The organism is Microbacterium sp. NPDC055683 (genome assembly GCF_053617895.1).
This window is the reverse complement of the sequence record NZ_JBSHGQ010000002.1, coordinates 96,368-119,912: the sequence shown is the minus strand read 5'-3', so window position 1 is coordinate 119,912 and position 23,545 is coordinate 96,368. Positions and strand designations below refer to the sequence as shown.

20 protein-coding genes and 1 pseudogene are annotated in these 23,545 nt (G+C 69.2%); 17 read left to right on the top strand and 4 right to left on the bottom strand.

The genetic code is table 11. The annotated features are described in order from the left end of the window. Window positions 1-4 precede the first annotated feature (4 nt). From ACWGPF_RS01580 to ACWGPF_RS01540, 9 genes are read left to right on the top strand one after another with little or no spacing between them, the layout of a single operon-like run. On the top strand, window positions 5-997 hold the full coding sequence (locus ACWGPF_RS01580) for a helix-turn-helix transcriptional regulator (RefSeq protein WP_452331145.1): 993 nt from the start codon (window positions 5-7) through the stop codon (window positions 995-997). After that, window positions 994-2,007 (top strand): helix-turn-helix transcriptional regulator, encoded by a 1,014-nt coding sequence (locus tag ACWGPF_RS01575; protein WP_452331144.1) that lies wholly within the window; start codon window positions 994-996, stop codon window positions 2,005-2,007. The genes ACWGPF_RS01580 and ACWGPF_RS01575 overlap by 4 nt, the downstream gene beginning before the upstream one ends. Before the next feature lie 37 nt (window positions 2,008-2,044). Beyond that, window positions 2,045-2,317: a twin-arginine translocase TatA/TatE family subunit gene (gene tatA / locus ACWGPF_RS01570; RefSeq protein WP_452331143.1), complete on the top strand. Its 273-nt coding sequence runs from the start codon at window positions 2,045-2,047 to the stop codon at window positions 2,315-2,317. 2 nt (window positions 2,318-2,319) lie between these two features. Beyond that, window positions 2,320-3,129, top strand: a complete 810-nt coding sequence (tatC, locus tag ACWGPF_RS01565) for a twin-arginine translocase subunit TatC (protein ID WP_452331142.1) — start codon at window positions 2,320-2,322, stop codon at window positions 3,127-3,129. Between the two features lie 36 nt (window positions 3,130-3,165). Continuing rightward, on the top strand, window positions 3,166-5,607 hold the full coding sequence (locus ACWGPF_RS01560) for a DEAD/DEAH box helicase (protein ID WP_452331141.1): 2,442 nt from the start codon (window positions 3,166-3,168) through the stop codon (window positions 5,605-5,607). Window positions 5,608-5,633: 26 nt separating this feature from the next. Then, the gene (gene lnt, locus ACWGPF_RS01555) at window positions 5,634-7,196 is read left to right on the top strand and encodes an apolipoprotein N-acyltransferase (protein ID WP_452331140.1); all 1,563 of its coding nucleotides are present in this window, start codon (window positions 5,634-5,636) and stop codon (window positions 7,194-7,196) included. A gap of 9 nt (window positions 7,197-7,205) precedes the next feature. Beyond that, a complete protein-coding gene (locus tag ACWGPF_RS01550; RefSeq protein ID WP_452331139.1) occupies window positions 7,206-7,436 on the top strand; it encodes an SPOR domain-containing protein in 231 nt (76 codons plus the stop codon). A 50-nt stretch (window positions 7,437-7,486) separates the two neighbouring features. After that, window positions 7,487-8,824, top strand: coding sequence for a type I glutamate--ammonia ligase (gene glnA, locus ACWGPF_RS01545; RefSeq protein WP_452331138.1), 1,338 nt, complete (start codon window positions 7,487-7,489; stop codon window positions 8,822-8,824). A gap of 16 nt (window positions 8,825-8,840) precedes the next feature. Further along, the gene (locus ACWGPF_RS01540; RefSeq protein WP_452331137.1) at window positions 8,841-11,843 is read left to right on the top strand and encodes a bifunctional [glutamine synthetase] adenylyltransferase/[glutamine synthetase]-adenylyl-L-tyrosine phosphorylase; all 3,003 of its coding nucleotides are present in this window, start codon (window positions 8,841-8,843) and stop codon (window positions 11,841-11,843) included. Window positions 11,844-12,141: 298 nt separating this feature from the next. On the opposite strand, the pseudogene istB reads toward ACWGPF_RS01540, so the two are convergent. The 3 genes and pseudogenes from istB to ACWGPF_RS01525 all read right to left on the bottom strand — a co-directional run. Further along, a pseudogene (istB, locus tag ACWGPF_RS01535) lies at window positions 12,142-12,909 on the bottom strand (IS21-like element helper ATPase IstB); the annotation flags it as partial. After that, the gene (locus ACWGPF_RS01530; RefSeq protein ID WP_452331136.1) at window positions 12,909-13,703 is read right to left on the bottom strand and encodes a Mu transposase domain-containing protein; all 795 of its coding nucleotides are present in this window, start codon (window positions 13,701-13,703) and stop codon (window positions 12,909-12,911) included. The gene ACWGPF_RS01530 and the pseudogene istB, both read right to left, overlap by 1 nt. Before the next feature lie 73 nt (window positions 13,704-13,776). After that, window positions 13,777-13,980: a hypothetical protein gene (locus tag ACWGPF_RS01525; RefSeq protein ID WP_452331135.1), complete on the bottom strand. Its 204-nt coding sequence runs from the start codon at window positions 13,978-13,980 to the stop codon at window positions 13,777-13,779. Here ACWGPF_RS01525 and ACWGPF_RS01520 point away from each other — a divergent pair, their 5' ends adjacent. Next, window positions 13,981-14,280, top strand: a complete 300-nt coding sequence (locus tag ACWGPF_RS01520; RefSeq protein ID WP_452331134.1) for a hypothetical protein — start codon at window positions 13,981-13,983, stop codon at window positions 14,278-14,280. Between the two features lie 586 nt (window positions 14,281-14,866). Further along, window positions 14,867-15,817 (top strand): IS110 family transposase, encoded by a 951-nt coding sequence (locus ACWGPF_RS01515; RefSeq protein ID WP_452331133.1) that lies wholly within the window; start codon window positions 14,867-14,869, stop codon window positions 15,815-15,817. Here ACWGPF_RS01515 and ACWGPF_RS01510 read toward each other — a convergent pair. Further along, window positions 15,814-16,134, bottom strand: coding sequence for a pyrophosphatase (locus tag ACWGPF_RS01510; protein WP_452331132.1), 321 nt, complete (start codon window positions 16,132-16,134; stop codon window positions 15,814-15,816). The genes ACWGPF_RS01515 and ACWGPF_RS01510 overlap by 4 nt on opposite strands. A gap of 204 nt (window positions 16,135-16,338) precedes the next feature. Here ACWGPF_RS01510 and ACWGPF_RS01505 point away from each other — a divergent pair, with 204 nt between their 5' ends. The 6 genes from ACWGPF_RS01505 to ACWGPF_RS01480 all read left to right on the top strand — a co-directional run bounded on the left by ACWGPF_RS01505 (window position 16,339) and on the right by ACWGPF_RS01480 (window position 23,511). Then, window positions 16,339-17,808, top strand: coding sequence for a glycoside hydrolase (locus ACWGPF_RS01505; protein WP_452331131.1), 1,470 nt, complete (start codon window positions 16,339-16,341; stop codon window positions 17,806-17,808). A gap of 41 nt (window positions 17,809-17,849) precedes the next feature. Then, on the top strand, window positions 17,850-19,187 hold the full coding sequence (locus ACWGPF_RS01500; protein WP_452331216.1) for an ABC transporter substrate-binding protein: 1,338 nt from the start codon (window positions 17,850-17,852) through the stop codon (window positions 19,185-19,187). A gap of 76 nt (window positions 19,188-19,263) precedes the next feature. Then, entirely contained in the window at window positions 19,264-20,145 is an 882-nt protein-coding gene (locus tag ACWGPF_RS01495; protein ID WP_452331215.1) for a carbohydrate ABC transporter permease, read from the top strand. After that, window positions 20,142-21,050: a carbohydrate ABC transporter permease gene (locus ACWGPF_RS01490; RefSeq protein ID WP_452331130.1), complete on the top strand. Its 909-nt coding sequence runs from the start codon at window positions 20,142-20,144 to the stop codon at window positions 21,048-21,050. The genes ACWGPF_RS01495 and ACWGPF_RS01490 overlap by 4 nt, the downstream gene beginning before the upstream one ends. After that, complete coding sequence (locus tag ACWGPF_RS01485; RefSeq protein ID WP_452331129.1) at window positions 21,047-22,075, top strand: LacI family DNA-binding transcriptional regulator; 1,029 nt, start codon at window positions 21,047-21,049, stop codon at window positions 22,073-22,075. Before ACWGPF_RS01490 ends, ACWGPF_RS01485 begins: the two co-directional genes overlap by 4 nt. Continuing rightward, window positions 22,072-23,511, top strand: coding sequence for a glycoside hydrolase family 32 protein (locus tag ACWGPF_RS01480; RefSeq protein WP_452331128.1), 1,440 nt, complete (start codon window positions 22,072-22,074; stop codon window positions 23,509-23,511). Before ACWGPF_RS01485 ends, ACWGPF_RS01480 begins: the two co-directional genes overlap by 4 nt. Window positions 23,512-23,545: the final 34 nt, after the last annotated feature.

Below are 23,545 nucleotides of genomic sequence, written 5' to 3'. Positions count from 1 at the left end.
TAGGATGGCTGTCGTGGCCGAGAGGATCCCTGCGGAAGAGCGACTGATGAACCTCGTCGTCGCGCTCGTCGCGACCGAGATCGGGCTGACGAAGCAGCAGATCCTCGAGTCGGTGTCCGGCTACCGCCAGCGGGCGGGAGCGCGATCCGACGCCCTCGACAAGATGTTCGAGCGCGACAAGGAGGAGCTGCGCAGCATCGGGATGCCGCTCGAGACCATCCCCTCCAGCACCGACCCGAACGATCTGCGAGATGCGCGCTACCGCATCCCGAAGTCGGAATACCACCTGCCGGAGGACATCTCCTTCACGCCGGCCGAGCTCGCGGTTCTGGGCCTCGCCGGACGCGTGTGGAGCTCGGGGTCGCTCTCGTCGGACGCGCGGTCGGGCTTGCGCAAGATCCGCTCGCTCGGCATCGACGTGGACGAGCCGATCCTCGGCTTCGCGCCCCGGCTCGACCCGCGCGACGCCGCGTTCGGTCCGTTGCAGGCGGCGATCGAGAGCTCGCACACCGTGACGTTCCCGTACCTCAAGCCGGGGGAGGACGCCGAGACGCGGCGGACGGTCCAGCCGCTCGCGCTCGTCGAGTACGAGGGGCGCTGGCACGTCTACGGGCTCGACGTCGACGCCGCAGCCGACAGGACGTTCCTCCTCAGCCGCATCGTCGGCGACGTCGTCCCGACGGGGGCGGCGTTCCCCGCCTCTTCGCGCGCGGGAGCGGGCGAACGCGCGCTCGCGGGGCTCGAGGAGGTCGCACGGCGCCAGCGCGCGCTCGTGGAGGTCACCCCCGGCTCCGAAGGGGCCCTGCGCCTCCTGCGGCGCGCCGAGTCGGCTCCCCAGGGCTACCTCGTGCCCTATGTCGACCGGCACATCTTCGCCGACGAGTTGGCCTCCTACGGGCCCGAGGTGCGCGTCGTGGCCCCCGACGACCTGCGCGAGGCCGTCGTGGAGCGGCTCAGCGCAGCCGCCGCCGCGCACACGGAGGAGGCGGCGCGATGAGCTTCCTCGCGAGCGACCAGGTCCGCATCCTCCTGACCCTCGTGCCGTATCTGTTCGAGCGTGGCGAGGTGCCCGTCGAGGAGGCGGCGGCCGAGTTCGACATCACCCCCGCGCAGATGCGGCGCCTCGTCCAGCGGCTGCCGCTCATCGGCCTGCCCGGCGAGGACGGGTACTTCCAGATGCCGAACGAGATGTTCGACATCGACTGGGATCTGCTCGACGAGCACGACGCCATCCGCATCAGCGAGAAGGTCGCACTGGAGCGGGCGCCGCGCCTGACGGCACGCGAGGCCGCGGCGCTCCTCGCGGGCCTTCAGCTCGCCCGCGCCATCCCGGGTGTCGCGGAGTCGGAGGTGTACGCGGGCCTCGTCGAGAAGCTCGCCCGCGGCGCGTCTGCGGCGCCGGCCGATGTCGTCGTGGCGTCGGGTCCCGTCGACGAGGTGCGCACGCTCGTCTCTCGTGCGATCGGGGAGGGCGTCGCGCTGTCGTTCACGTACCGCGCACCCGACGCCGAGCCGACGACGCGCACGGTCGATCCCGTCAGCGTGCTCATCACGGACGGCCAGTGGTACCTGCAGGGATGGTGCCACCTGCGCCGCGCGATGCGCACCTTCCACCTCGACCGGGTCGGCGACGTGCGCCTCACGGGCATCCCGATCGCGCACGGCCCCGGCGCGGACGAGCCTCAGCCCTTCGGGGAGGCCGAGGGCGACCATGTGGTCGCCGTGCGCTACCGGCAGGAGCACGCGCCCCTGCTCGGCGACTACCTCCGCACCGCGGAGATCGAGCGAGCCGACGGGGTCGAGACCGCGCGGATCCGTCTCGCCGACCCGCTGTCCCTGCGACGCCTCGCCACGAGGCTCGGCGGCCGACTCGAGATCGTCGGCCCCGCATCGGCGCGGCAGGCCGCGCGGCGCTGGGCGGACGACGCGCTGGCGCTCTACCCGGGAGAGGCCCTCGGCAGCGGATCCGTGCGTTGCGACCCGCGGCGCACGGGATCCTCCGGCTAGACTCGCATCGACCCCCTCACGACCGACGGAGAACCTCATGCTCGGCAACCTCAACGGCTGGCACCTGCTCATCCTGCTCGCCGTCATCCTGCTCCTCTTCGGCGCGGCCCGCCTTCCCGCCCTCGCGAAGAGCGTCGGCCAGTCGGCTCGCGTCTTCAAGGGCGAGATGAAGCAGATGAAGGAGGAGAGCGGCGACGACGAGGCGAAGAAGCCCGCGGCCGACGGCTCCTACACGCTCAACGGCGAAGCGGTCGAGAAGCCCAAGGCAGACGGCTCCTCCGGCTCCTCCGGCTCCTCCTCCCCGAGCTAGGGATGGCGCAGGCCGACACGGACGTGTCCGTGCCGGACGACATGCCCTACCGCGATCGCCGCATGACGCTGGCGGCTCATCTCGTCGAGCTGCGCAAGCGCCTCATGATCGCGGCCGCGGCGCTCGTCGTCGGCATGGTGATCGCGTTCCTCATCACCGATCCCGTCATCGCGGTGCTCACGCACCCGATCGAGCTCATCGCCGAGCGACGGGGAGACGACTTCGCGCAGCTGAACTTCGACTCGGTCACGGCGGGCTTCGACATGCGCATGCGCATCGCGTTCGCGATCGGCCTGCTGCTGTCCGCACCCGTCTGGCTCTGGCAGGTGTGGGCGTTCATCATGCCGGGCCTCACGCGCAAGGAGGTGCGGTACACCGTCGGGTTCCTCGGCGCGGCCATCCCGCTCTTCTTCGCCGGCTGCTACGTGGGGCTGCTGATCCTCCCGCACGTGATCGAGCTGATGGCGTCGTTCGTGCCGGATGCCGGGGCGCAGTTCTACAAGTACGACTACTACTACGACTTCGTCCTGAAGTTCCTGCTCGTGCTCGGCGTCGCGTTCGTGAGCCCCGTGTTCCTCATCGCGCTCAACCTCGCGGGCATCCTGACGGGCAAGGCCATCATGAAGGGATGGCGCGTCGCCGTCGTCGTCGCGACGGCCTTCGCCGCCATATCGACGCCCGCTGCCGACATCACGTCGATGCTGCTGCTCGCGGGGATCCTCATCGTGCTGTACGTGCTCTCCGGGCTCCTCGCACTGCTGTTCGACCGGCGCAAGCGCAAGAAGAACCCCGAGCTGTTCGCCGACGCCTGAGCCGCGAGCGCGACGAGGCGCGATAGGGTCTCCTGCATGAGCGGCCCGAGCCCTTCCGACAGCTACGCGGCCGCCCGGGAGCGGCGACGCCATCCGATCAGCGCCGACTTCGCCGACGCGCAGCGGTTCGATCTCGACCCCTTCCAGATCGCCGGCTGCCAGGCGCTGGAGGACGGGCGGAGCGTGCTCGTCGCCGCGCCGACCGGCGCGGGCAAGACGATCGTCGGCGAGTTCGCCGTGCACCTCGCGATGCGCACGCCGGGCGAGAAGGCGTTCTACACCACCCCGATGAAGGCGCTGTCTAACCAGAAGTTCCGCGAGCTGCAGGCGGTCTACGGCGACGACGAGGTGGGTCTCCTCACCGGCGACACGAACATCAACGGGGATGCGCGCGTGGTCGTCATGACCACCGAGGTGCTCCGAAACATGATCTACGCCGGCTCGTCGGCGCTGCAGGGCCTCCGCTACGTCGTCATGGACGAGGTGCACTACCTCGCCGACCGCTTCCGCGGCGCGGTGTGGGAGGAGGTCATCATCCACCTGCCGCCGAGCGTGCGGCTCGTCTCGCTCAGCGCGACGGTGTCGAACGCGGAGGAGTTCGGCGACTGGCTCGACGCGGTGCGCGGCGACACCGAGGTCATCGTGTCGGAGACGCGGCCCGTGCCGCTCGAGCAGCACGTGCTCGTGCGCGGCGACCTGCTGCCGCTCTTCGACGAGCGCGCGGGCGCCGCGGCCGCGCAGGTCAACGAGGAGCTGCTGCGCGTGAGGTCGTCGTTCGCGCAGACGCATCGGGCCAACGAGGCCGTCATCTCCGGTCGGCGCAGCGGCCGGAGGGGATCGTACAAGCGACCCGGTCCCGTCCGGCGCATGGAGCGCATGGAGCGGCCGGCCGTGATCGAGCTCCTCGGACGGCAGAACCTGCTGCCGGCGATCTTCTTCATCTTCAGCCGCGTGGGGTGCGATCAGGCCGTGCAGCAGGTGCGCCGGTCGGGTGCACGGCTCACGACGGCCGAGGAGCGCGCGGAGATCCGTGCCGTGGTCGACCGGCGGATGGCGTCGCTGCCCGACGAGGACCTCGGCGTGCTCGGCTTCTGGGAATGGAAGGACGACCTCGAGCGGGGCGTCGCCGCACATCATGCCGGCCTGCTCCCCGCCTTCAAAGAGGTCGTGGAAGAGCTCTTCCAGCGCAAGCTCATCAAGGCCGTGTTCGCGACGGAGACGCTCGCCCTCGGCATCAACATGCCTGCCCGGACGGTCGTGCTGGAGAAGCTCGAGAAGTTCAACGGCGAGGCGCGCGTGCCGATCACGTCGGGGGAGTACACGCAGCTCACGGGTCGCGCAGGGCGCCGCGGGATCGACGTCGAAGGGCACGCTGTCGTGCAGTGGACCGACGGGCTCGACCCGCAGGGGGTGGCCTCGCTCGCCTCCCGCCGCACGTATCCGCTCAACTCGAGCTTCCGGCCGACGTACAACATGGCCGTCAACCTGATCGATCAGTTCGGCACGGCACGCGCCCGCGAGCTGCTCGAATCGTCGTTCGCGCAGTTCCAGGCCGACAGGGCCGTCGTGGGGCTCGCTCGGCAGGTGAAGGACGCCGAGGAGTCGCTCGCCGGCTACGCGAAGGCGATGGCGTGCGACCGCGGCGACTTCGCGGAGTACGCCGGCATCCGCCGGGAGCTGAGCGACCTCGAGAAGCTGAACCGCCGCGACGTCAACGCCTCCCGCGCGAGGAGGCAGCAGCGCCAGGACCAGATGGCGGCGCTGCGACGGCGCATGCAGCGCCATCCCTGCCACGGCTGCCCCGATCGCGAGCACCATGCGCGGTGGGGCGAGCGGTACTGGAAGCTCCGCAAGGAGATCGGCACGCTGCGCCGGCAGATCGAGAGCCGCACGGGCAGCGTCGCGCGCCAGTTCGACCGCATCATCGACGTGCTCGACGAGCTCGACTACCTCGAACGCGGCGACGGCGGCGTCTCGCTGACAGCGGCAGGCCGGCGGATGCGCCGCATCTACGGCGATCGCGACCTGCTCGTCGCGGAGTCGCTCCGCGAGGGGCTGTGGCAGAAGCTCGACGCGCCCGCGCTCGCGGCGCTCGCGTGCGCCCTCGTGTACGAGCCGCGGCGCGACGAGGCGGTCGATGCGCACGGGCTTCCGCGCGGAGCCTTCCGCGAGGCGCTTTCGGCGACCGAGATGCTGTGGAGTCGGCTCGACGATCTCGAGCGCGATCGGGGACTCGCGGGCACGAGCCCCGTGGCGGCGGGGCTCGCGCAGGCCATGCACATGTGGGCGCGCGGCCAGGGCCTCGACCGCGTGCTCTCCGCCGCGGACATGGCGGCCGGCGACTTCGTGCGCTGGGCGAAGCAGACGATCGACCTCCTCGACCAGCTGTCGATCGTCGCCGAGGGGCCGCTCGCGCGCACGGCGCGCACGGCGCTCGACGCCGTGCGCCGCGGCATCGTCGCCTACAGCTCGCTGTGAGGCGGCGCGCCCGTAGGCTGGCCGTCATGCCCGAACGCCCGCTGCTGCCGCTGTGGGCGGCCGTCATCGCCGCGGCGATCGGGGGGCTGGCGCTCGATGCGTCCTTCCCCTCGCTCGGCGTGTGGCCGCTCGCCTTCGTCGCGGTGGCGCTGTCGCTCGCGAGCCTGCGCGGTCGGCGCGCGTGGTCTGCCGTGCTCGTGGGCGCCGTGTTCGGCGCGTGCTTCTACCTCCCTCACATCTCGTGGGCGGCAGGCTTCCTGGGCGACGACCCGTTCGCCTGGGCGCCGTGGGTCGCGCTCGCGACCGTCGAGACGGTGTTCCTCGCCGCCGGCGCCGTCCCGATCGCGCTCGCCTACCGCTGGCTGCCCCGGCTGCGCGACACGGCGTGGATGCGCATGACCGCGCTGCCCGCCGTCGTCGCCGCCGTCTGGACGACGCGCGAGATCGTGCTCGGCTCGTGGCCGTACGGCGGTTTCGCGTGGGGGCGCATCGGCATGAGCCAGTCGGAGAGCCCGCTGGCGACGGTGACGTCGTGGATCGGCGTGAGCGGGCTCACGTTCCTCATGGTGCTCCTGTGCGCCCTCGTCCTCGAGGGCGGCGTGCTCGTCGCGGCGCGCACGACGGGCGCAGGCGGATGGCGCCTCGCCGTGCTCCCCGCGGTCGTCGCGATCGCGCTCCTCGCGACCCCGCAGTTCCCCACGACACCGGCCGGCACCCTGTCCGTCGGCGCCGTGCAGGGCGACGGTCCGGCCGCCTACATGGACGAGCGGGAGCCGTACGCCGTCCTGAACGCGCAGCTCGCGGCATCCGAGCCCCTGCGCGGCCTCGATCTCGACGTCGTCGTGTGGCCGGAGGGAGGGGTCGACAGCGATCCCCTGTACAACGGGGCCACGGCCGCAGCGCTCGACGCCGTCGTCGACGATCTCGGCGCGCCGCTCCTCATGAACGCGGCCTCGGCTCGCGGCGGCGATCCCACCGAGGCCGCCACGCCGATCTACAACACCTCGATGCTGTGGACCGGGAACGGCGCCGAGCAGCTGCACTCCAAGCGCCATCCCGTGCCGTTCGGAGAGTACGTGCCCGACCGGGCGTTCTTCGAGGCACTCGCGCCCGACCTCATCGGGCTCATCCAGCGCGAGTACACGCCGGGCGACGACAGCCCCGTCTTCGACATCGGCGGCACGGCGGCGGGACTCGCGATCTGCTTCGACGTCATCTCCGACGCGTTCATCGCCGAGGGCATTCACGACGGCGCGCAGGTCTTCCTGCTCCAGACGAACAACGCCGATTTCCGCGGCACCGACGAGAACCTGCAGCAGCTCGCCTTCGCCCGCATGCGCGCGATCGAGACGGGGCGGTCGGTCGTCAACCTCTCGACGACGGGGACGAGCCAGATCATCGCGCCAGACGGCCGCACGATCGACGCGCTGCCGATCGACGAGGCCGGGGTGATGGTCGCCGACGTCGAGCTGCGCGACGGCACCACCGCCGGCGTCGTGATCGGGCCGTGGGTGCAGGCGGCCATGCCGATCGGACTCGTCGTGATCGCCCTCGCCGGCCTCCTGGCCCGGCGGCGCGCGCGTGCTTAGGATCGACGCATGAGCAGCATCCAGGACGACCCCGAGAAGAAGTACTGGTACAACCTCCGGACGGGGCAGGTGGAGTTCGGCCTCGTCTCGCCCGCCGTCGACCGCGCCGGCCCCTTCGACACCGAGGCCGAGGCCGCGAAGGCGCCGGAGCTCATGGCCGAGCGCTCGCGCGCATGGGCCGACGACGACGCGAGCGACGACGACTGGTCGCAGACGCGTCAGGGCACCGCCGACCACTAGTCTGAGAGACAGCGCGCAGCCGGATGCGGCGAGGCGTGAGAGAGGATCCGATGGACAAGCAGAGGGACTTCGTGCTCCGCACGATCGAGGAGCGCGGCGTGAAGTTCGTGCGCCTGTGGTTCACCGACGTGCTCGGCACGCTCAAGTCGGTCGCGATCGCCCCGGCGGAGGTGGAGGGCGCGTTCGGCGAGGGCATCGGGTTCGACGGGTCCGCCATCGAGGGGCTCACGCGTTCGTACGAGTCCGACCTGCTCGCGTTCCCCGACCCCTCGACGTTCCAGATCCTGCCGTGGCGCGGTGAGGTCGACCCGACGGCCCGGATGTTCTGCGACATCACGACGCCCGACGGGCAGCCCGCGTCCGCCGAGCCGCGCAACGTCCTCAAGCGCACCCTCGCGAAGGCCGCCGACGCCGGCTTCACGTTCTACACGCACCCCGAGATCGAGTTCTACCTGCTGAAGTCGAGCCGTTTCGGCGCGGAGGGCCCCGAGCCCGTCGACCGTGCCGGCTACTTCGACAACGTCCCCGGGGGCACGGCGCACGACTTCCGGCGCCGCGCCGTGCGCATGCTCGAGGACCTCGGCATCTCCGTGGAGTACAGCCACCACGAGGTCGGCCCCGGTCAGAACGAGATCGACCTGCGCTATGCGGACGCGCTCACGATGGCCGACAACATCATGACCTTCCGCACGGTCGTGAAGGAGGTCGCGATCGAGCAGGGCGTGCACGCGACGTTCATGCCGAAGCCGCTCGCAGGCGAGCCCGGCAGCGGCATGCACACGCACATGTCGCTCTTCGAAGGCGACGTGAACGCGTTCTACGAGGAGGGCGCGCAGTACCAGCTGTCGCGCACGGGCCGCCAGTTCATCGCGGGCCTGCTCAGGCACGCGAACGAGATCGCGCTCGTCACGAACCAGTTCGTGAACTCCTACAAGCGACTGTGGGGCGGCGACGAGGCGCCCAGCTACATCACGTGGGGGCACAACAACCGCTCGGCGCTCATCCGCGTCCCGCTCTACAAGCCCGGCAAGGGCGGCTCGGCGCGGGTGGAGTACCGCGCCATCGACTCGGCCGCGAACCCGTACCTGGCGTATTCGCTCATGCTCGCCGCGGGCCTCAAGGGCATCGAGGAGGAGTACGAGCTCGCGCCGGAGGCCGAGGACAACGTCTGGGCGCTCTCGAGCGCCGAGCGCCGCGCGCTCGGCTACCAGTCGCTGCCGTCGAGCATGTACGACGCCATCAAGCTCATGGAGGACAGCGAGCTCGTGGCGGAGACGCTCGGCGAGCAGATCTTCAGCTACGTGCTGGCGAACAAGCGCCGCGAGTACGATGCGTACCGCTCCCAGGTGACGCAGTACGAGCTGAAGTCGACGCTCGACGTCATCTGATCGCGGCGGCGCGTCGATGGTGAGGGAGCGCCGCGCGTCGGGCCTCACGGTTCTCGCGCGGATCGGGTTCAGCGACCTCGGCGCCGCCGACGCGGCGATCGGAGAGCTCGCCGAGCTGGTCGCGGTCGACCGGGAGCTGCTGCTCGCCGACGCCGTGCGCGCGGCCGACCCCGACGAGGCGCTCGGCGGCCTGCTGCGGATCGCGCGTCGTGCGCCGGAGCACGCAGCCGGAGTGCTGTCGGATGCGCGTGGCAGGCTCGTCGCATGGCGCCTGCTCGGGGCGTCCCGCGGCTTGGGGGACTTCTACCTGCGCCGTCCTGCCTCGTTCGCGGCGGTGCCTGCGCTCGGCGACCGTCTGCCATCGGCCGAGGACCTCCGGCGTGAGCTCCTCGACGCCGTGGGGGCGGACGACGGGTTCGCCTCCGAAGCCGACGAGACGGCGTGGGTCGCGCTGCGCGTCGCCTACCGCGAGCAGCTGGCGCGGATCGCGGCCTACGACCTGCTGTCGCCCGACCCGGTGTCGGCCGTGAAGGATGTCGCGGCCGCGCTCGCGGACGCCGCCGGTGCGGCGCTCGAGGCGTCGCTCGCGGTCGCGAGGGCGCGCGTCGTCCGCGGTGTGCCCGGCGCCGGCCTGTTCCCGCGTGCAGAGGTCGAGCAGACGCTCCTCGCCGTCATCGGGATGGGCAAGGCCGGCGCGAGGGAGCTGAACTACGTCTCCGACGTCGACGTCATCTTCGTCGGCGGAGTCGCCGACGGCGCAGGCGTCGAGGAGTCGCGGGCACTCGAGATCGCGCACCGTCTCGCCGTGCAGACGATGCGCGGCATCTCCGAGACGGAGATCGAGCCGCCGCTGTGGGAGGTCGATCCCAACCTGCGCCCGGAGGGGAAGCAGGGCGCTCTCGTCCGCAGCCTCGCATCGCACCTCGCGTACTACGACCGGTGGGCGCACACCTGGGAGTTCCAGGCGCTGATGAAGGCTCGGCCGCTCGCGGGCGACGCGGCGCTCGGAGAGGCGTACGTGTCCGGCACCCAGCCCAAGGTCTGGGAGAGCGCGGGCCGGGAGAACTTCGTGGACAGCGTGCAGCGCATGCGCGAGCGCGTCACCGACAACATCCCCGCCGCTGACGTGCCGTTCCAGCTGAAGCTGGGGCCGGGTGGCATCCGCGACGTCGAGTTCACGGTGCAGCTGATCCAGCTCGTCCACGGAGTATCCGACGCGTCGATCCGCGTGCGGGGAACGCTCGACGCGATCGACGCGCTCGTCGCCGAGGGGTACATCGGCCGACAGGATGCGGCGGCGTTCGCGCGCGACTACCGGGTGCTGCGCCTGCTCGAGCACCGGCTGCAGCTCGCCGGCCTGTCTCGCACGCACCTGATGCCGCGCGACGAGGACGGGGTCCGCGTGCTGGCCAGGGCGAGCGGGCTCGCCGACACCGCGTCGGGGCTCGTCGAGCAGTGGGAGGCCGTCAAGCGCGAGGTGCGCGACATCCACGTGCGGCTCTTCTACCGTCCACTGCTCTCCGCCGTCGCCGCGCTCCCCGAGGAGCAGCGCAGCCTCACGGCCGACGAGGCGCACGCGCGGCTCGCAGCCACGGGGTTCCGCGACCCCGGCGGCGCGCTCCGGCACATCCGCGCCCTCACGACGGGACTCAGCCGCAAGGCGACCATCCAGCGCCACCTCATGCCCGTCATGCTCCGATGGTTCGCCGACGGCGTCGACCCGGACCAGGGCCTCCTCTCGTATCGGCGCATCAGCGAGCGGCTCGGCGAGTCGCCGTGGTTCCTCCGCATGCTGCGCGACTCGTCGGGCGCCGCGGAGGGGCTCACGAAGCTCCTGTCCGGGTCGCGGTACATCGGCGATCTCATGGAGTGGATCCCGGAGTCGGTCGCGTGGCTCGACTCCGTCGAGCAGCAGCGCCCTCGAACGGGGGCGGTCCTGCAGGCGGAGGCGAGGGCCATCCAGGACCGCCATGGCGATCTCGAGGAGGCGATGGCGGCGGTCCGGGCGCTGCGGCGCCGCGAGATGCTCCGCACCGCGATGGGCGCCGTGCTCGGGGCGATCACGATCGAGGAGCTCGGCTCGGCGCTCACGACGATCACCGAGGTGACCATCCAGGCGACGTTGCGCGCCGTGCGGCGCGAGGTCGTGCCGCCCGAGGACGACTCGCTCGACTTCGCGATCATCGGGATGGGCCGGTTCGGCGGAGCGGAGCTGGGCTTCGGGTCCGACGCGGATGTCCTGTACGTGTACCGCCCCGAGCAGGTCGAGCCGGCCCGCGCGCACGAGCTGGCGAGCCGCATCGTCGCGGAGGTGCGGCGTGTCTCGGAGGACATGCGGCTGCCGCTCGAGCTCGACGCCGAGCTGCGGCCGGAGGGACGCAGCGGTCCGCTCGTGCGCTCCCTCGACGCGTACGCCGAGTACTACCGGCGCTGGTCGCTGTCGTGGGAGGCGCAGGCACTGCTGCGTGCGCGCGGCATCGCGGGCTCGTCGAAGCTCATCGCCGACTTCATGGCGCTCGCCGACGAGATCCGGTACCCCGAGACTCTCGACCTCGCGGCGACCCGCGAGATCAAGCGCATCAAGGCGCGGGTGGAGAACGAGCGGATGCCGCAGCGCATCGACCGCACGCGCCACCTGAAGCTCGGCCCCGGAGGGCTCAGCGACGTCGAGTGGCTCGTGCAGCTGCTGCAGCTCGAGCACGGCCGCGGGGATGCGGCGCTGCGGACGACCTCGACGCTCGACGGGCTGGAGGCCGCGCGTGCCGCGGGCCTCGTGGCAGACGGCGATGCGCAGCTGCTCGCGGAGTCGTGGCGGCTGGCCGCGCGGCTGCGTTCGGCGAACACGCTCGCCTCGGGCAAGACGAGCGACCTCCTGCCGACGGAGCGACGCGCGCTCGACGGCATCGGACGCATCCTCGAGTATCCCGCGCACTCCGCCACGGAGGTCGAGGAAGACTGGCTGCGTGCCGCGCGTCGTGCCCGCCGCGTCTTCGACCGGCTGTTCTACGGCGAGGCGTAGCCGGGGTCGAGGGTCACACCGCAGGAGTTCCGGGCAACCGCGGCCGGTTCTGCCGCGGATCCGCGTCGATCCGAGCTCGTAGCCGCTCGGATCTCCTGCGTTGTGCACGGCCCGATGAGACGTGCACGGTCGGTCAGGGCCGGAACTCCCCGCCACGGCGCCGCGAAGGGGCATGCTGCGCGCGCCCGACGGATCCTGCTCGTCGGCGCTGTCGGCGGCGTCCGAACTCTGAACGTTTTCGGCGCTCGAGTAGTGAACGGTTGCGGGCAGTCTCGCTAGGGGTTTCGTCGGTGGTGGTGCGGATGCTGGGGAGGGTGTCGATGCCCCTGCCGCGGAGCCGATAGCTGGCGCCCTTGAGGGTGAGGACGTCGGCGTGGTGAACGATTCGGTCGATCATCGCGGCGGCGAGGGGCTGGTCCCCGAAGACCCCGCCCCAGCCGGAGAACGGCAGGTTCGAGGTCAGAATCAGCGAGGCGTGCTCGTAGCGGGACGACACGAGCTGGAAGAACAGGTTCGCGGCGTCTTGCTCGAATGGGAGATAGCCGACTTCGTCGACGATGATGAGCCCGTAGCGGCGCAGCCTCGCGAGCTCTTTCGGGAGCAGGCCTTGCCGGTGAGCGTCGGTTAGCCGAGTGACCCAGTCCGTCGCGGTCGCGAACAGCACCCGGTGCCCGTGCCTGGCGGCGACGATCCCCAGCGCGGTCGCGAGATGCGTCTTTCCGGTTCCCGGCGGGCCGAGCAGCACCACGTTCTGCGCTTCGAGCAGGAACCCGCCGGAGGCGAGCGCGGCGACTTGCTGGCGGGCAGTGGGCTGCGCGTCCCAGTCGAAATCCTCCAGCGTCTTCCGCGCCGGGAACCCGGCCGCCTTGATCCGCAGCTCCGCGCCCGACGCGTTGCGGGCGCTCACTTCGCGTCCCAGCACGGCGGCGAGGTAGTCCTCGAACGACCAGCCCGCGTCGCGGGCTTGGTCGGCCATCCGGGCGGCGGCCTCGGTGATCCGTGGTGCTTTGAGCGCACCGGCGAGGTAGGTGATCTGCTTGATCGACTCGGTGCTCTTGGTGGGCATCAGCTGAGACCGCCGTCGATGATCCCGAACGCCCGGTCGTAGTCGGCGAGGTCGCGGGTGAGGTCGTCGCTGGCCGTCGCGGCGGCGCGGGGTTGCTGGAACTGGCGGCGCAGTCCGGCGGCAGCGTCGACATGGGCGGGATCGGTGATGACCCGCCCGCGCGCCCAGAGCCGTGGATGGTCGGCGATGACCCGGCCTTCCAATCGCACCCGGACTCGGGTCAGATCGGCGGTGACGTCCACGACGCGGCCGATCGCGCGCGGATCGACGGAGTAGTCGTTGGTGTCGATGCGGACGTTGTAGTCCCGACCCAACCGGATCCGGTTGCGCCATCCCAGATGCAACGGGATCGGCGGCAACGGCAGCATCGCCGCCAGATCCGCCGCCAGCCGGTCGACCGGCGAGGCGCCGAGAGTGCGCACGATGCGCCGGTTGGCGAGAGCCAGCCAGTCGGTGAACTGCTCGTTGAAGTCCGCCGCCGAGGTGAACGAGCGGCCAGGCATGAACGAAGTCTCGAACCAGCCATTGCGCCGCTCCACCACTCCCTTCGATTCCGGATCCCGAGGCGGCAGCAGCACCAGCTTCGTGGCGAGGGTCCCCATGAACGCGTCGACCCCATCGGCGTGACGCTTGCCGCGACCGATGCCCGGCTCGTTGTCCCAGAGCAGCCGGCGCGGCACTCGCCCGAGCTGCTCGATCAGCTCCCACGTCCCCAGCAGCAGGTCCTCAGTCTTGCGAGTCGGGAGCATTCGCCCGGTCGCGAACCTCGAGTGCGCCGGCGTGATCACCAGCACCGGCAGCAGCTTCGCGGACCCGTCCTCGAGCGGGATCTTCCGCGGCGGGAACCACAGATCGCATTGCGCCGCGTCACCAGCCGCCCACACCGGCCGCCCACACCAGCCGGTCCGCCGGATCGATGCGCTGCTGCTCCGGCCGCAGCCGGCTCACGTTGTCCCGGAACCAGCGGATCGACCCCGGCCACCCCACCCGCTCCGCCAGCACCGTCGCCGGCATATCCGGCCTTTCCGCCAGCAGCGCGCGCACGCGCGGCTCGAACGGGGCGCCCAGCATGTGAGTGTCGATCTGCTGGACCAGGGGGCGGTGCGTGAAGCCTTCGCTGGGCTGAGCGAGGTCACCCACGTCGTCTATGCGGCGTACGCCGACCGGCCGACCATGGCCGAGGCGGTCGCCCCGAACCTCGCGATGCTCACCCAAGTCCTGGGCGGCCTCGAAGCAACAGGACGGGTTCCCCAGCGGGTGGTTCTGATCGGCGGCGGCAAGTCGTATGGCGAACATCTCGGCCCGTACAAGACGCCCGCGAAGGAGAGTGATCCTCACCATCTCGGCCCGATCCTCTACAACGATCTGTGACGGCCGGCCCGTCATCGACACACCAAACGAGGACGTCCTCCGCCGCCATGCGCAGCTTGCCGTTGGAAACGGGATCGTGGGCTGTTCATGACGCCGCACGGTAGCGAACGCTCACACGCATAGTACGGGGGAAGGAATTCCTACTGAAGGAGACGATGATGAGCTCGATTGAAACCCCGTGGATCGAGGGCTCCGGCCTGGCCGCACAACTGCAGATCCTGGTCGGTGGAGTGGGAGAACGCGACGAGTGGGGAGTGCTCGTCGAAGTCCAGGAGGACGCGCAGAGCGCCGTGGTGACGCTCGACGTACCCGCTGGACTGCCGCAGGCAAGCAAGAACCAGCTCGGCCCTTTCCGGACACGGGTGGTGGCCTACACCGAGCAGGACCGGAGGCTCGACGAGTACCGCGCCGAGCCCGCGGATAGTTGGAACGCCGCCAGCGGGTTCGTGAAGACCGTCTCCGAGGTTCGCAGCGCCGCACGCGCTGCAGTGACGAGTGCGTGCTTTGCCCACGCGCGAGGTGAGGCGTGGGCGTGCGACGTGGAGCCTGTGCGGCGGCTGCCACAAACCAATAGCGACGCCTTCGCGTGCAGCGCCCACTCCCGGAACATGCACGACCGGTTCTTCACCCGGGAGAGGCGAAGACCGATGCGAGAGACGCCGCGATCATCGCTGAGACGGCGCGGACGATGCCCCACACGCTCCGCTCCATCCAGGTCGCTGACGAGCAGGTTGCAGAGCTGTCGATGCTCTGCGGGTTCGACGACGACCTCACCGGACAGATCACCCAAGTCTCCAACCGCATCCGCGGTCTGCTGACGCAGATCCCCCCTGCGCTTGAGCGCGTCATCGGACCGCGGCTGGACCATCCCGCGCTCCTCGACCTCTTGCAGCGCTACCCGTCGCCGGCGGCGATGAAGGCTGCGGGCGAGAAGCGGCTCGGGAACCGACTGCTGAAGAACGCGCCGCGGAAGGGTCCTGTCTGGGCGGGCGAGATCGCGAGAGCCCTCGGCGAGCAGACCGTCGTGGTCACCGGCACCGATGCCGCCGCTCTTGTGCTGCCGCGTCTGGCGGAGCAACTCGCCGCGCTGCGCAGGCAGCGGGACGAGATCGCCGTCGAGGTCGAGAAGATCGTCGATCAGTACCCGCTTCAGCCGGTCCTGACGAGCATGCCCGGAGTCGGCGTCAGGACCGCGGCACGGCTCCTCACCGAAGTCACCACGAAGACCTTCCCGACCGCCGGGCACCTCGCCGCCTACGCCGGCCTCGCACCCGTCACCAGGCGTTCCGGAACCTCTATCCGTGGCGAACACCCCTCCCGCCGCGGCAACAAGATTCTGAAACGGACCATGTTCCTCTCTGCCTTCGCCGCGCTCCGCGACCCCGAATCCCGCGCCTACTACGACCGGAAGATCGCTCAAGGCAAGCGCCACAACCAAGCCCTCATCGCCCTCGCCAGACGACGCTCCGACGTCCTGTTCGCCATGCTCCGCGACGGCACCCTCTACCAGCCGCCCACTCAGCAGATCGCGGCTTAGGAGCCCGTCTTCTCAGGTTTCCAGACCAGCCATTTGCGAGCGACTTCCTCTTCCAGGTCGATATCGAACCGGCGCGCGATCAACAACACCTGCGAGAGAACATCGGATAGCTCCGCGCGGAAGTCCTCTTCCAGCTGCACCTCGCTGCGACCCTTATCGCGCGCTTGCCCGGACCTCGCGAGATACGCCTGCGTCAGCTCGCCGACCTCCTCGCCGAGTTTGAGGATGAACCAATCGTCGGTGCGGGTGATGTCGTGATGCTCGGCATAGAACGCCGACACCGCCTCAACCTCATCACCCAGGGCAGCGATATCCATGGATCAGATCCTGACAGCTACCTCAGACTCCACCGGCCCGGACACTTGACAAACGACATAGGGGCACCCCCGCATGCGCGACGTCGGATGCTGACGGGCGCCTTCGGCGTGGTTAACAAAGTCATCTGATTAACCGCTTGACCATGTCTTCGGCGCCGGGCTACGATCTGCGTAACCGATTAACCAAAGACGATTGGACGGGCAGTGAGCCAGCGAGGGTTCTACCAGCCGCGGGACGGATGGGTGGGGGATGTCATCCCCTGGCAGGAGGACGGCGTACTCCAACTGTTCTATCTGCACGAGACGCGACAGGAACCGAAAGAAGGCATGCCGTGGCATCGCGTCTCGACCGAGAACCTCGTCGATTTCACCGAACACGGCGAGGCGATCGCCTCCGGAGGCTCAGACGCCGACGACTTCAACGTCTACACCGGCAGCATCGTCCGCGACGACGAGGGCGTTCACCACGCCTTCTACACCGGGCAGAACCCCGAGCGCCGCGGATCCGACGGGCGCGCCCTGCAGCTGGTTCTTCACGCGACGAGCGACGACGGGATGTCCTCCTGGCAGCGGCATCCGGGGCACACCTTCGGCGCGACCCCCGGGTACGAGACCGGCGACTGGCGCGACCCATTCGTCTTCCGTGACGAGAGCACTGGCCTCTGGCGCATGCTGATCACCGCTCGGCACGACAACGGTCCTGATCGGCGTCGGGGTGTCGTGGCGCAGTGCACGTCGCGCGACCTCATCCACTGGGAACCAGTCGCGCCGTTCTGGGATCCGCGGCGCTGCGTCGCCCACGAGTGCCCCGAGGTTTTCCAATGGGGGGACTGGTGGTATCTGGTCTCCTCCGAGTTCAGCGATGCCTTCACGACGCGCTACCGCATGGCGCGCAGTCTCGACGGTCCGTGGATCGTCCCGGAGCACGACACCCTCGACTCCCGAGCCTTCTACGCGGCGAAGTCCGCAGCGCGTGGCGATCGACGATTCTTCTTCGGATGGATCGCCACACGAGAGGGCGGCACCGATGACGGAGCCTGGCAGTGGGCGGGCACGATGTCGGTCGTCGAAGCCGAGCAGCGCCCCGACGGCACACTCGCATTCCACCCGACGCGCGAACTGCGAGACACGTTCGGCGCTCCGATCGCCGCACTCCCGGCGCGCACCACACTGAGCGCTCCCGACGGCTACGCCCAGCTGCTGAGCGACGGCGAGGCAGGGGAGTCTTTCCGTCTGATCGCGCGGTTCGACGTCGAAGAGCGCACCCGCGAGTGCGGCATTCTCATACGCGTGGGCGCGGACGAAGAGTCTGGCTACAGCTTGCGTCTTGAGCCGCACCGCGGCCGCCTCGTCTTCGACCGCTGGCCCCGACGCTCCACCGGCACGGAACAGTGGCAGATCTCGGGTGACGTCCCCTACCTGATCGAGCTGGAGCGTCCTGTCGACCTCGCTCCCGGCGAGCACGAACTCGAAGTGATCGTCGACGGCGAGCTCTGCGTGGCGACAGTCGATGACACGACCGTGCTGAGCACGCGACTCTACGACCATCCGACCGGCCGCATAGGCGCCTTCGTCGGCGAGGGGGACGCGACTCTCGTCGAGTTCACCCTCCGCACGCGCGACAACGCTTGCTCCGACACTTTCGAGCCCGACCTTCTCGCGGCAGACGCATGACTTTCCACCTCCAACCCGATGGACATCAAAGGAGATCGACCATGAACCGACCCTCACGCAAGCTCGTACCGCTCACCGCAGTAGCGACGGCTGCGATCCTGCTCGCCGGCTGCGGGGGGACATCGACCGCCGCCGATCCCACTGTCGTCGACCCCGCGGGAGAGGTCGTTCCGCGCGAGATCTCGTGGCTCCTCTCGCGGCCCGCCGACGGAGGGGTCATCACGACGATGCAGCAGATCGCCGAGGAGTACGCCGAGGACCACCCCGGCTTCGCGCTCAACCTGATCACCACACCCGACCGTCCGTCCTACATCCAGAAGTACGAGACGCTCGCCGCGGCGAACAAACTCCCCGAGCTCTTCGACACGGACGCGACACCCTTCGCCCAGAAGCTCGCGGAGCAGGGGCGCATGGTCGACGTCGACCTCCTCCTCGAGGACCTCGGTCTCGCGGACGACTACCGCCCGGCTGCGCTGAACTACCAGCGGTTCGACGACGGCTCCCTCTACATGGTGCCGTTCGAGTTCCAGTTGGAGTTCTTCTGGTACAACAAGGCGCTGTTCGAGGAAGCCGGCGCGACCGTCCCGGCGACGCTGGACGACTTCCCGCGGATGTGTGAGGAGCTCCGTGCAGCAGGGATCACCCCCATCGCTCTCGACGGGCAGGATCAGTGGCCGCTCGAGCGGTACATGGCTTACTACCCGTTCCGGATGGTGGGACCGGAGTACGTACAGGACCTCAAGAACGGGGAAGCCTCATTCTCCGATCCGGCCGGTCGCGCGGCGGCAGAGTGGCTGTACTCGCTCGGTGAGGCCGGATGCTTCTCGGACGGCTTCTCCGCGACCGGATACGCCGATGCCCAGGCGCAGTTCACGTCAGGGGCCGCTGCGGTCTACAACATCGGCACCTGGGAGCTGGCGAACCTCGCGACCGAGTCGCTGGATCCCGCGGTCCGAGACTCCGTGGACTACTTCACGCTGCCGACGATCGACGACGCGGTGACGGCCGACAACGAGTACGTCACCCCCTCCGGCATCGGTATGGCGGTGAACACCAAGACCTACGACCCGCTCGTCAGGGACTTTCTCGCGTTCGCGCTGGAGCGCTACCCGGAGCTCTACGCCTCCACCGGTGCGCTGTCCCCGACGTCGTCGGCCGCCACGACTGTCCCAGACGATGCGACTCCGCTCTACGGCCGGGCGGTCGAGCAGACGAACGACGTCGGAGAGGCTATCGCCATGCCGTGGGATACCCAGCTGGATCCGGCTACGAACACCCGACTCCAGCAGGAGCTCACCCTGCTCGTGCAGGGTGAGATCACGCCCGACGAGTTCATCGAGACGATGGACAAGGCGCTCGTGGAGAACAGTGATGGCTGACACCGCTCGCCTCGTAGTGGGCGCGCCGCCGGCGCGCCCACCCCGTCGGCTACGACACCGCGCGATGTCGACGTCGATGCTTCCGCGCCGCTCTGGGCTCTCGGTCCTCGTGTTCCTGGTGCCGCCCCTCCTGCTGTACGGAGTCGCGGTTCTGCTGCCGATCGTGCAGTCACTCGTCCTCAGCTTCTTCCGCTGGGACGGCATCACCGACATGGCGTTCGTCGGCATCGACAACTACGTGAAGATGCTCACGCGCGACGACGTGTTCTGGACGGCCTTCGGAAACGCGGTCGGCTACCTCGCGATCTGCCTCGTCCTGCAGCTCGGTGGTGCCCTCGTTGTCGCCAGCCTGCTGACCGCGCTCCCGAAGGCGCGCGAGCTGGTCAAGACGATCTATTTGCTGCCCGCCGTCATCTCCACCGTCGCGATCGCGATCCTGTTCCAGCGGATCTACTCTCTCGAGCCCGTGGGCCTCATCAATCAGGCGCTGGCCTGGATCGGTCTCGAGGGCCTGCAGACTGCGTGGTTGTCGAACGTGCAGACCGTGCTCGCCGCGGTGTCCATCCCGGAGGGGTGGCGCTTCACCGGCCTCTACATGCTGATCATCTATGCCGCGCTCATCGCGGTCCCCCGCGAGCTGGAGGAAGCGGCTCGGCTCGACGGAGCCTCGTGGTGGCAGGTGTTCTGGCGGATCCGGTTCCCCTACATCCGTCCGGTGTGGATCACGACGACCATCATGGCGACCACCTTCGCTCTGCGGGGATTCGACATCCCCTATCTGCTCACGGGCGGTGGACCCGGGCAGGCGTCCGAGCTGCTGACCACGTACATGTACAAGACGGCCTTCGTGCACACCGACTACGGCTATGCCAGTGCGATCTCGGTGTTCATCGTCATCGAGTGCCTCGTTGCCGTCGGCATCATCCTGCTTCTGCTTCGCCGGAAGGACGAATCATGACTGCTCCCACCGCTCTGGCGCTGGCGCCCGTCGCTCCGGAACCGCTGCGTCCAACCGTGCGTCGACACCGATCAACCAGGCTGCGCGCCCAGCGCACCCTGCTCACGATCACGATCGTCCTGATCGTGATCGTGCAGATCTACCCGCTGGCATGGCTCTTCATGACGAGTTTCCGCACCGCTGCCGACTTCGCCGGAGGCAACCCGTTCGCGCTGCCGTCGGAGTTCACGCTCGAGAACTACGGTCGCGCGTTCGCCACCGGCAACCTCGGCCTGAATATCGTGAACAGCCTCATTGTGACGCTCGGGTCGAGCGCGCTCATCGTCGTCGCCGGCATGATGGCCGCGTTCGCGCTGCAGGTGCTCGGCTTCCGGTTGAGCGCGGCCGTCCGGGCGCTGTTCCTCCTCGGGATCATCGTGCCCGTGCAGATCGCGCTCGTCCCGCTGTTCATCGACTACTCGCAGGTGGGGTTGCTCGACACTCACCTCTCGATGATCATCCCGCTCGCCGCTTTCGCCCTGCCGATGGCCGTGTACCTCTTCTCGTCCTTCTATGAGTACATCCCTCGGGAGACGTATGAGGCCGCATCGCTGGATGGAGCGGGGCCGTACCGGATCTTCCTCACGATCACCTCGCCGCTGTCGCTGAACACGATCATCACGGTCGTGCTCGTGAACAGCATCTTCATCTGGAACGACTTCATCTTCGCGAACACCTTCGTGTTGTCGGACGGTCTGAAGACCATCCCCCTCGGCCTGCAGAACTACATTGGGGCCATGGGCAACACCGACTGGACGGCGACGTTCGCCGCCGTCTGCGTCTCGGTGACGCCGCTGCTGCTCGTCTTCCTCGTCCTCAACAAGGCGATGATCCAGGGACTCGAGAGCGGAGCGACAAAAGGATGAGCACCGCAGGACAGGGCGCGCACGTGCCGAACGTCACGATGCGGGATGTCGCGAAAGCTGCACGCGTCTCGGTCGCCACGGTCTCGCACGTCATCAACGACAAGCCGGGAGCGCGCATCGGAGAAGACGCGCGTCAACGTGTGCACGATGCCGTCGCTGCTCTTGGCTATCGCCCCAACGCCCTCGCGAAGACGCTCTCACAGGGGACATCGCGTTTCATCGGACTCGTCGCCGACCAGATCGCCACCACACCGTTCGCAGGACAGATCATCCACGGCGCCCAGGACGAAGCCTGGAAGCACGGCTTCGTGCTGCTCGTCGCCAACACCGACGGCAACGCCGAGGTCGAGAACGACGCGATCGCGATGATGCTGGAGCACCAGGTTCGCGGCATCCTCTACTCCACCTGGTACCACCGGGAGATCACGGTGCCCGCGGCTCTTCAACAAACGGACTCGGTGCTCGTGGACTGCTTCGCGCCCGGCAGCGGGCTCCCCGCGGTCGTCCCCGACGAAGTACAGGGCGGGCGCACCGCCACGGAAGAGCTGATCGCCGCCGGGCACCGGCGCATCGCCATCGTCAACACCACGACGCCGTCGCCCGCGCAGACCGGACGGCTCGACGGCTATCGTCTTGCGCTCGAGGCTGCCGGGATCCCGTTCGACGAGACTCTCGTGCTCCCGGCCGCTCCGGACCAGGAGGGCGGATATCGCGCCGTCCCGGAGATCATCGCGTCCGGCGCCACCGGGGTGTTCTGTCACAACGATCGAGTCGCGATGGGACTCTATGACGGACTGCGTGAGCACGGGATGCGCATCCCCGAGGACATCGCTGTGATCGGGTTCGACAACCAGGATGTGATCGCGGCGCACCTCCGGCCGACTCTTTCGACCGTCGCCCTGCCGCACTACGAACTCGGCGCGGTGGGGGTGCGCGTGCTGCTCGGGTTGGAGAAGCCCGACGCGGAGCGACCGACTCTCGTCGCCTGCCCGCCGGTCCGCCGTCGATCGGTCCGAGTCGGATGAGCGCAGAAACAGCAGCACGTGAGCTCGTGCAAGCCGTGCCCCGTCCGATGCTCCACTTCACCCCGCGGGACAACTGGATGAACGATCCCAACGGACTCGTGTACGCCGAGGGCCGGTGGCACCTCTACTTCCAGTACAACCCCGAAGGGGCGGATTGGGGGAACATGAGCTGGGGACACGCCACCAGCCGTGACCTGCAGCACTGGACCGAGCACGAGGTCGCGTTGCTCCATCGCCCCGGCGAGCAGATCTTCTCCGGATCGGCCGTCGTCGACCCGGACGGAGGGCTGGTCGCGTATTACACCAGCGCCTACGACGACGGCCGTCAAGCGCAGTCGACCGCGAGAAGCGCAGACGGCCGCCACTGGGTCGTGGACGCCGGGAACCCCGTGCTGGACCGCGGAACGTCGTCGTTCCGAGACCCGAAGATCATCCGCCATGTCGCTGACGACGGAGCGCTCACCTGGGTGATGCTGGCTGTCGAAGCCGACGACCGCCAGGTGCTGTTCCACACGTCGCGAGATCTGCGCACGTGGGAGTACACCGGGTCCTACGGTCCGCTCGGCGCCGAGGGAGTCGTGTGGGAGTGCCCGGACCTCGTCCGCCTTCCCGTGGATGGAGACGAGGGCGATCAGCGCTGGGTGCTGCTGCTGAGCACCAATCCTGTGGGCGCCGACCCCGATCCGGACGGATCGTCGATGAGCTGGGTGATCGGCGGCTTCGACGGCCGGGTCTTCATTTCGGACGCCGCGGAGCTGACGCGAGTCGATCACGGGCGGGATTTCTATGCGGGGGTCACGTTCGACAGCGCTCCAGGCGGTGCCGCGGTGATGCTCGGCTGGATGAGCAACTGGCGCTATGCCGCCGATGTGCCGGCCGCTCCGTGGCGCGGTGCCATGTCGCTGCCGAGACGGCTGTCGCTGCGGACGATCGAGCGAACGCCCGTGCTCGTTCAGCAGCCACCGGAGTTCATCGATTCGCTCCTCGCTGAGGAACCCGAGGTGGACATCACGACACCCTGGTGTGCAGGACATGACGCCCATGCCGTCATCGAGGCGCGCTGGGATCCGCAGCAGACGGGTATGGTGCGCTACGAGGTGCGCGGCGAAGCGGATGCCGTGCTCACCGTCGAACACGTGCCGGACAGCGGCGAAGTCACAATCACCCGGTCCGGGGCGGACGCCGCGGCGCTGCACCCGGACTTCCCGTCATCGACCACGTTCCCGCTCCGCTCCTCCGGCGAGGTGCGGATGCTGGTGGTCGTCGACGGACCGCTGGTGGAGATCTTCTTCCACGGCGGCGAGGCGACCGCATCTCACCTGCTGTTCATGGGCTCCGAGACGGTCACCTCACGGCTGTCGTCGACTCTTGACGGCCCGATCGCCGTCACCATGGCCGGACCTGTCATCGCACAGCGATCGGATCGAGGTTCCTGACCACCGATCGCCGTCCGCTTCCTCCGCTTCTCGT

What these genes read in the sequence shown, in the direction of transcription:
- ACWGPF_RS01580 (WP_452331145.1), top strand. Translation starts at nt 5, where the DNA reads ATGGCTGTCGTGGCCGAGAGGATCCCTGCGGAAGAGCGACTGATGAAC.
- ACWGPF_RS01575 (WP_452331144.1), top strand. Translation starts at nt 994, where the DNA reads ATGAGCTTCCTCGCGAGCGACCAGGTCCGCATCCTCCTGACCCTCGTG.
- tatA (WP_452331143.1), top strand. Translation starts at nt 2,045, where the DNA reads ATGCTCGGCAACCTCAACGGCTGGCACCTGCTCATCCTGCTCGCCGTC.
- tatC (WP_452331142.1), top strand. Translation starts at nt 2,320, where the DNA reads ATGGCGCAGGCCGACACGGACGTGTCCGTGCCGGACGACATGCCCTAC.
- ACWGPF_RS01560 (WP_452331141.1), top strand. Translation starts at nt 3,166, where the DNA reads ATGAGCGGCCCGAGCCCTTCCGACAGCTACGCGGCCGCCCGGGAGCGG.
- lnt (WP_452331140.1), top strand. Translation starts at nt 5,634, where the DNA reads ATGCCCGAACGCCCGCTGCTGCCGCTGTGGGCGGCCGTCATCGCCGCG.
- ACWGPF_RS01550 (WP_452331139.1), top strand. Translation starts at nt 7,206, where the DNA reads ATGAGCAGCATCCAGGACGACCCCGAGAAGAAGTACTGGTACAACCTC.
- glnA (WP_452331138.1), top strand. Translation starts at nt 7,487, where the DNA reads ATGGACAAGCAGAGGGACTTCGTGCTCCGCACGATCGAGGAGCGCGGC.
- ACWGPF_RS01540 (WP_452331137.1), top strand. Translation starts at nt 8,841, where the DNA reads ATGGTGAGGGAGCGCCGCGCGTCGGGCCTCACGGTTCTCGCGCGGATC.
- ACWGPF_RS01525 (WP_452331135.1), bottom strand. Translation starts at nt 13,980, where the DNA reads ATGCTGGGCGCCCCGTTCGAGCCGCGCGTGCGCGCGCTGCTGGCGGAA.
- ACWGPF_RS01510 (WP_452331132.1), bottom strand. Translation starts at nt 16,134, where the DNA reads ATGGATATCGCTGCCCTGGGTGATGAGGTTGAGGCGGTGTCGGCGTTC.
- ACWGPF_RS01500 (WP_452331216.1), top strand. Translation starts at nt 17,850, where the DNA reads ATGAACCGACCCTCACGCAAGCTCGTACCGCTCACCGCAGTAGCGACG.
- ACWGPF_RS01495 (WP_452331215.1), top strand. Translation starts at nt 19,264, where the DNA reads ATGCTTCCGCGCCGCTCTGGGCTCTCGGTCCTCGTGTTCCTGGTGCCG.
- ACWGPF_RS01490 (WP_452331130.1), top strand. Translation starts at nt 20,142, where the DNA reads ATGACTGCTCCCACCGCTCTGGCGCTGGCGCCCGTCGCTCCGGAACCG.
- ACWGPF_RS01485 (WP_452331129.1), top strand. Translation starts at nt 21,047, where the DNA reads ATGAGCACCGCAGGACAGGGCGCGCACGTGCCGAACGTCACGATGCGG.
- ACWGPF_RS01480 (WP_452331128.1), top strand. Translation starts at nt 22,072, where the DNA reads ATGAGCGCAGAAACAGCAGCACGTGAGCTCGTGCAAGCCGTGCCCCGT.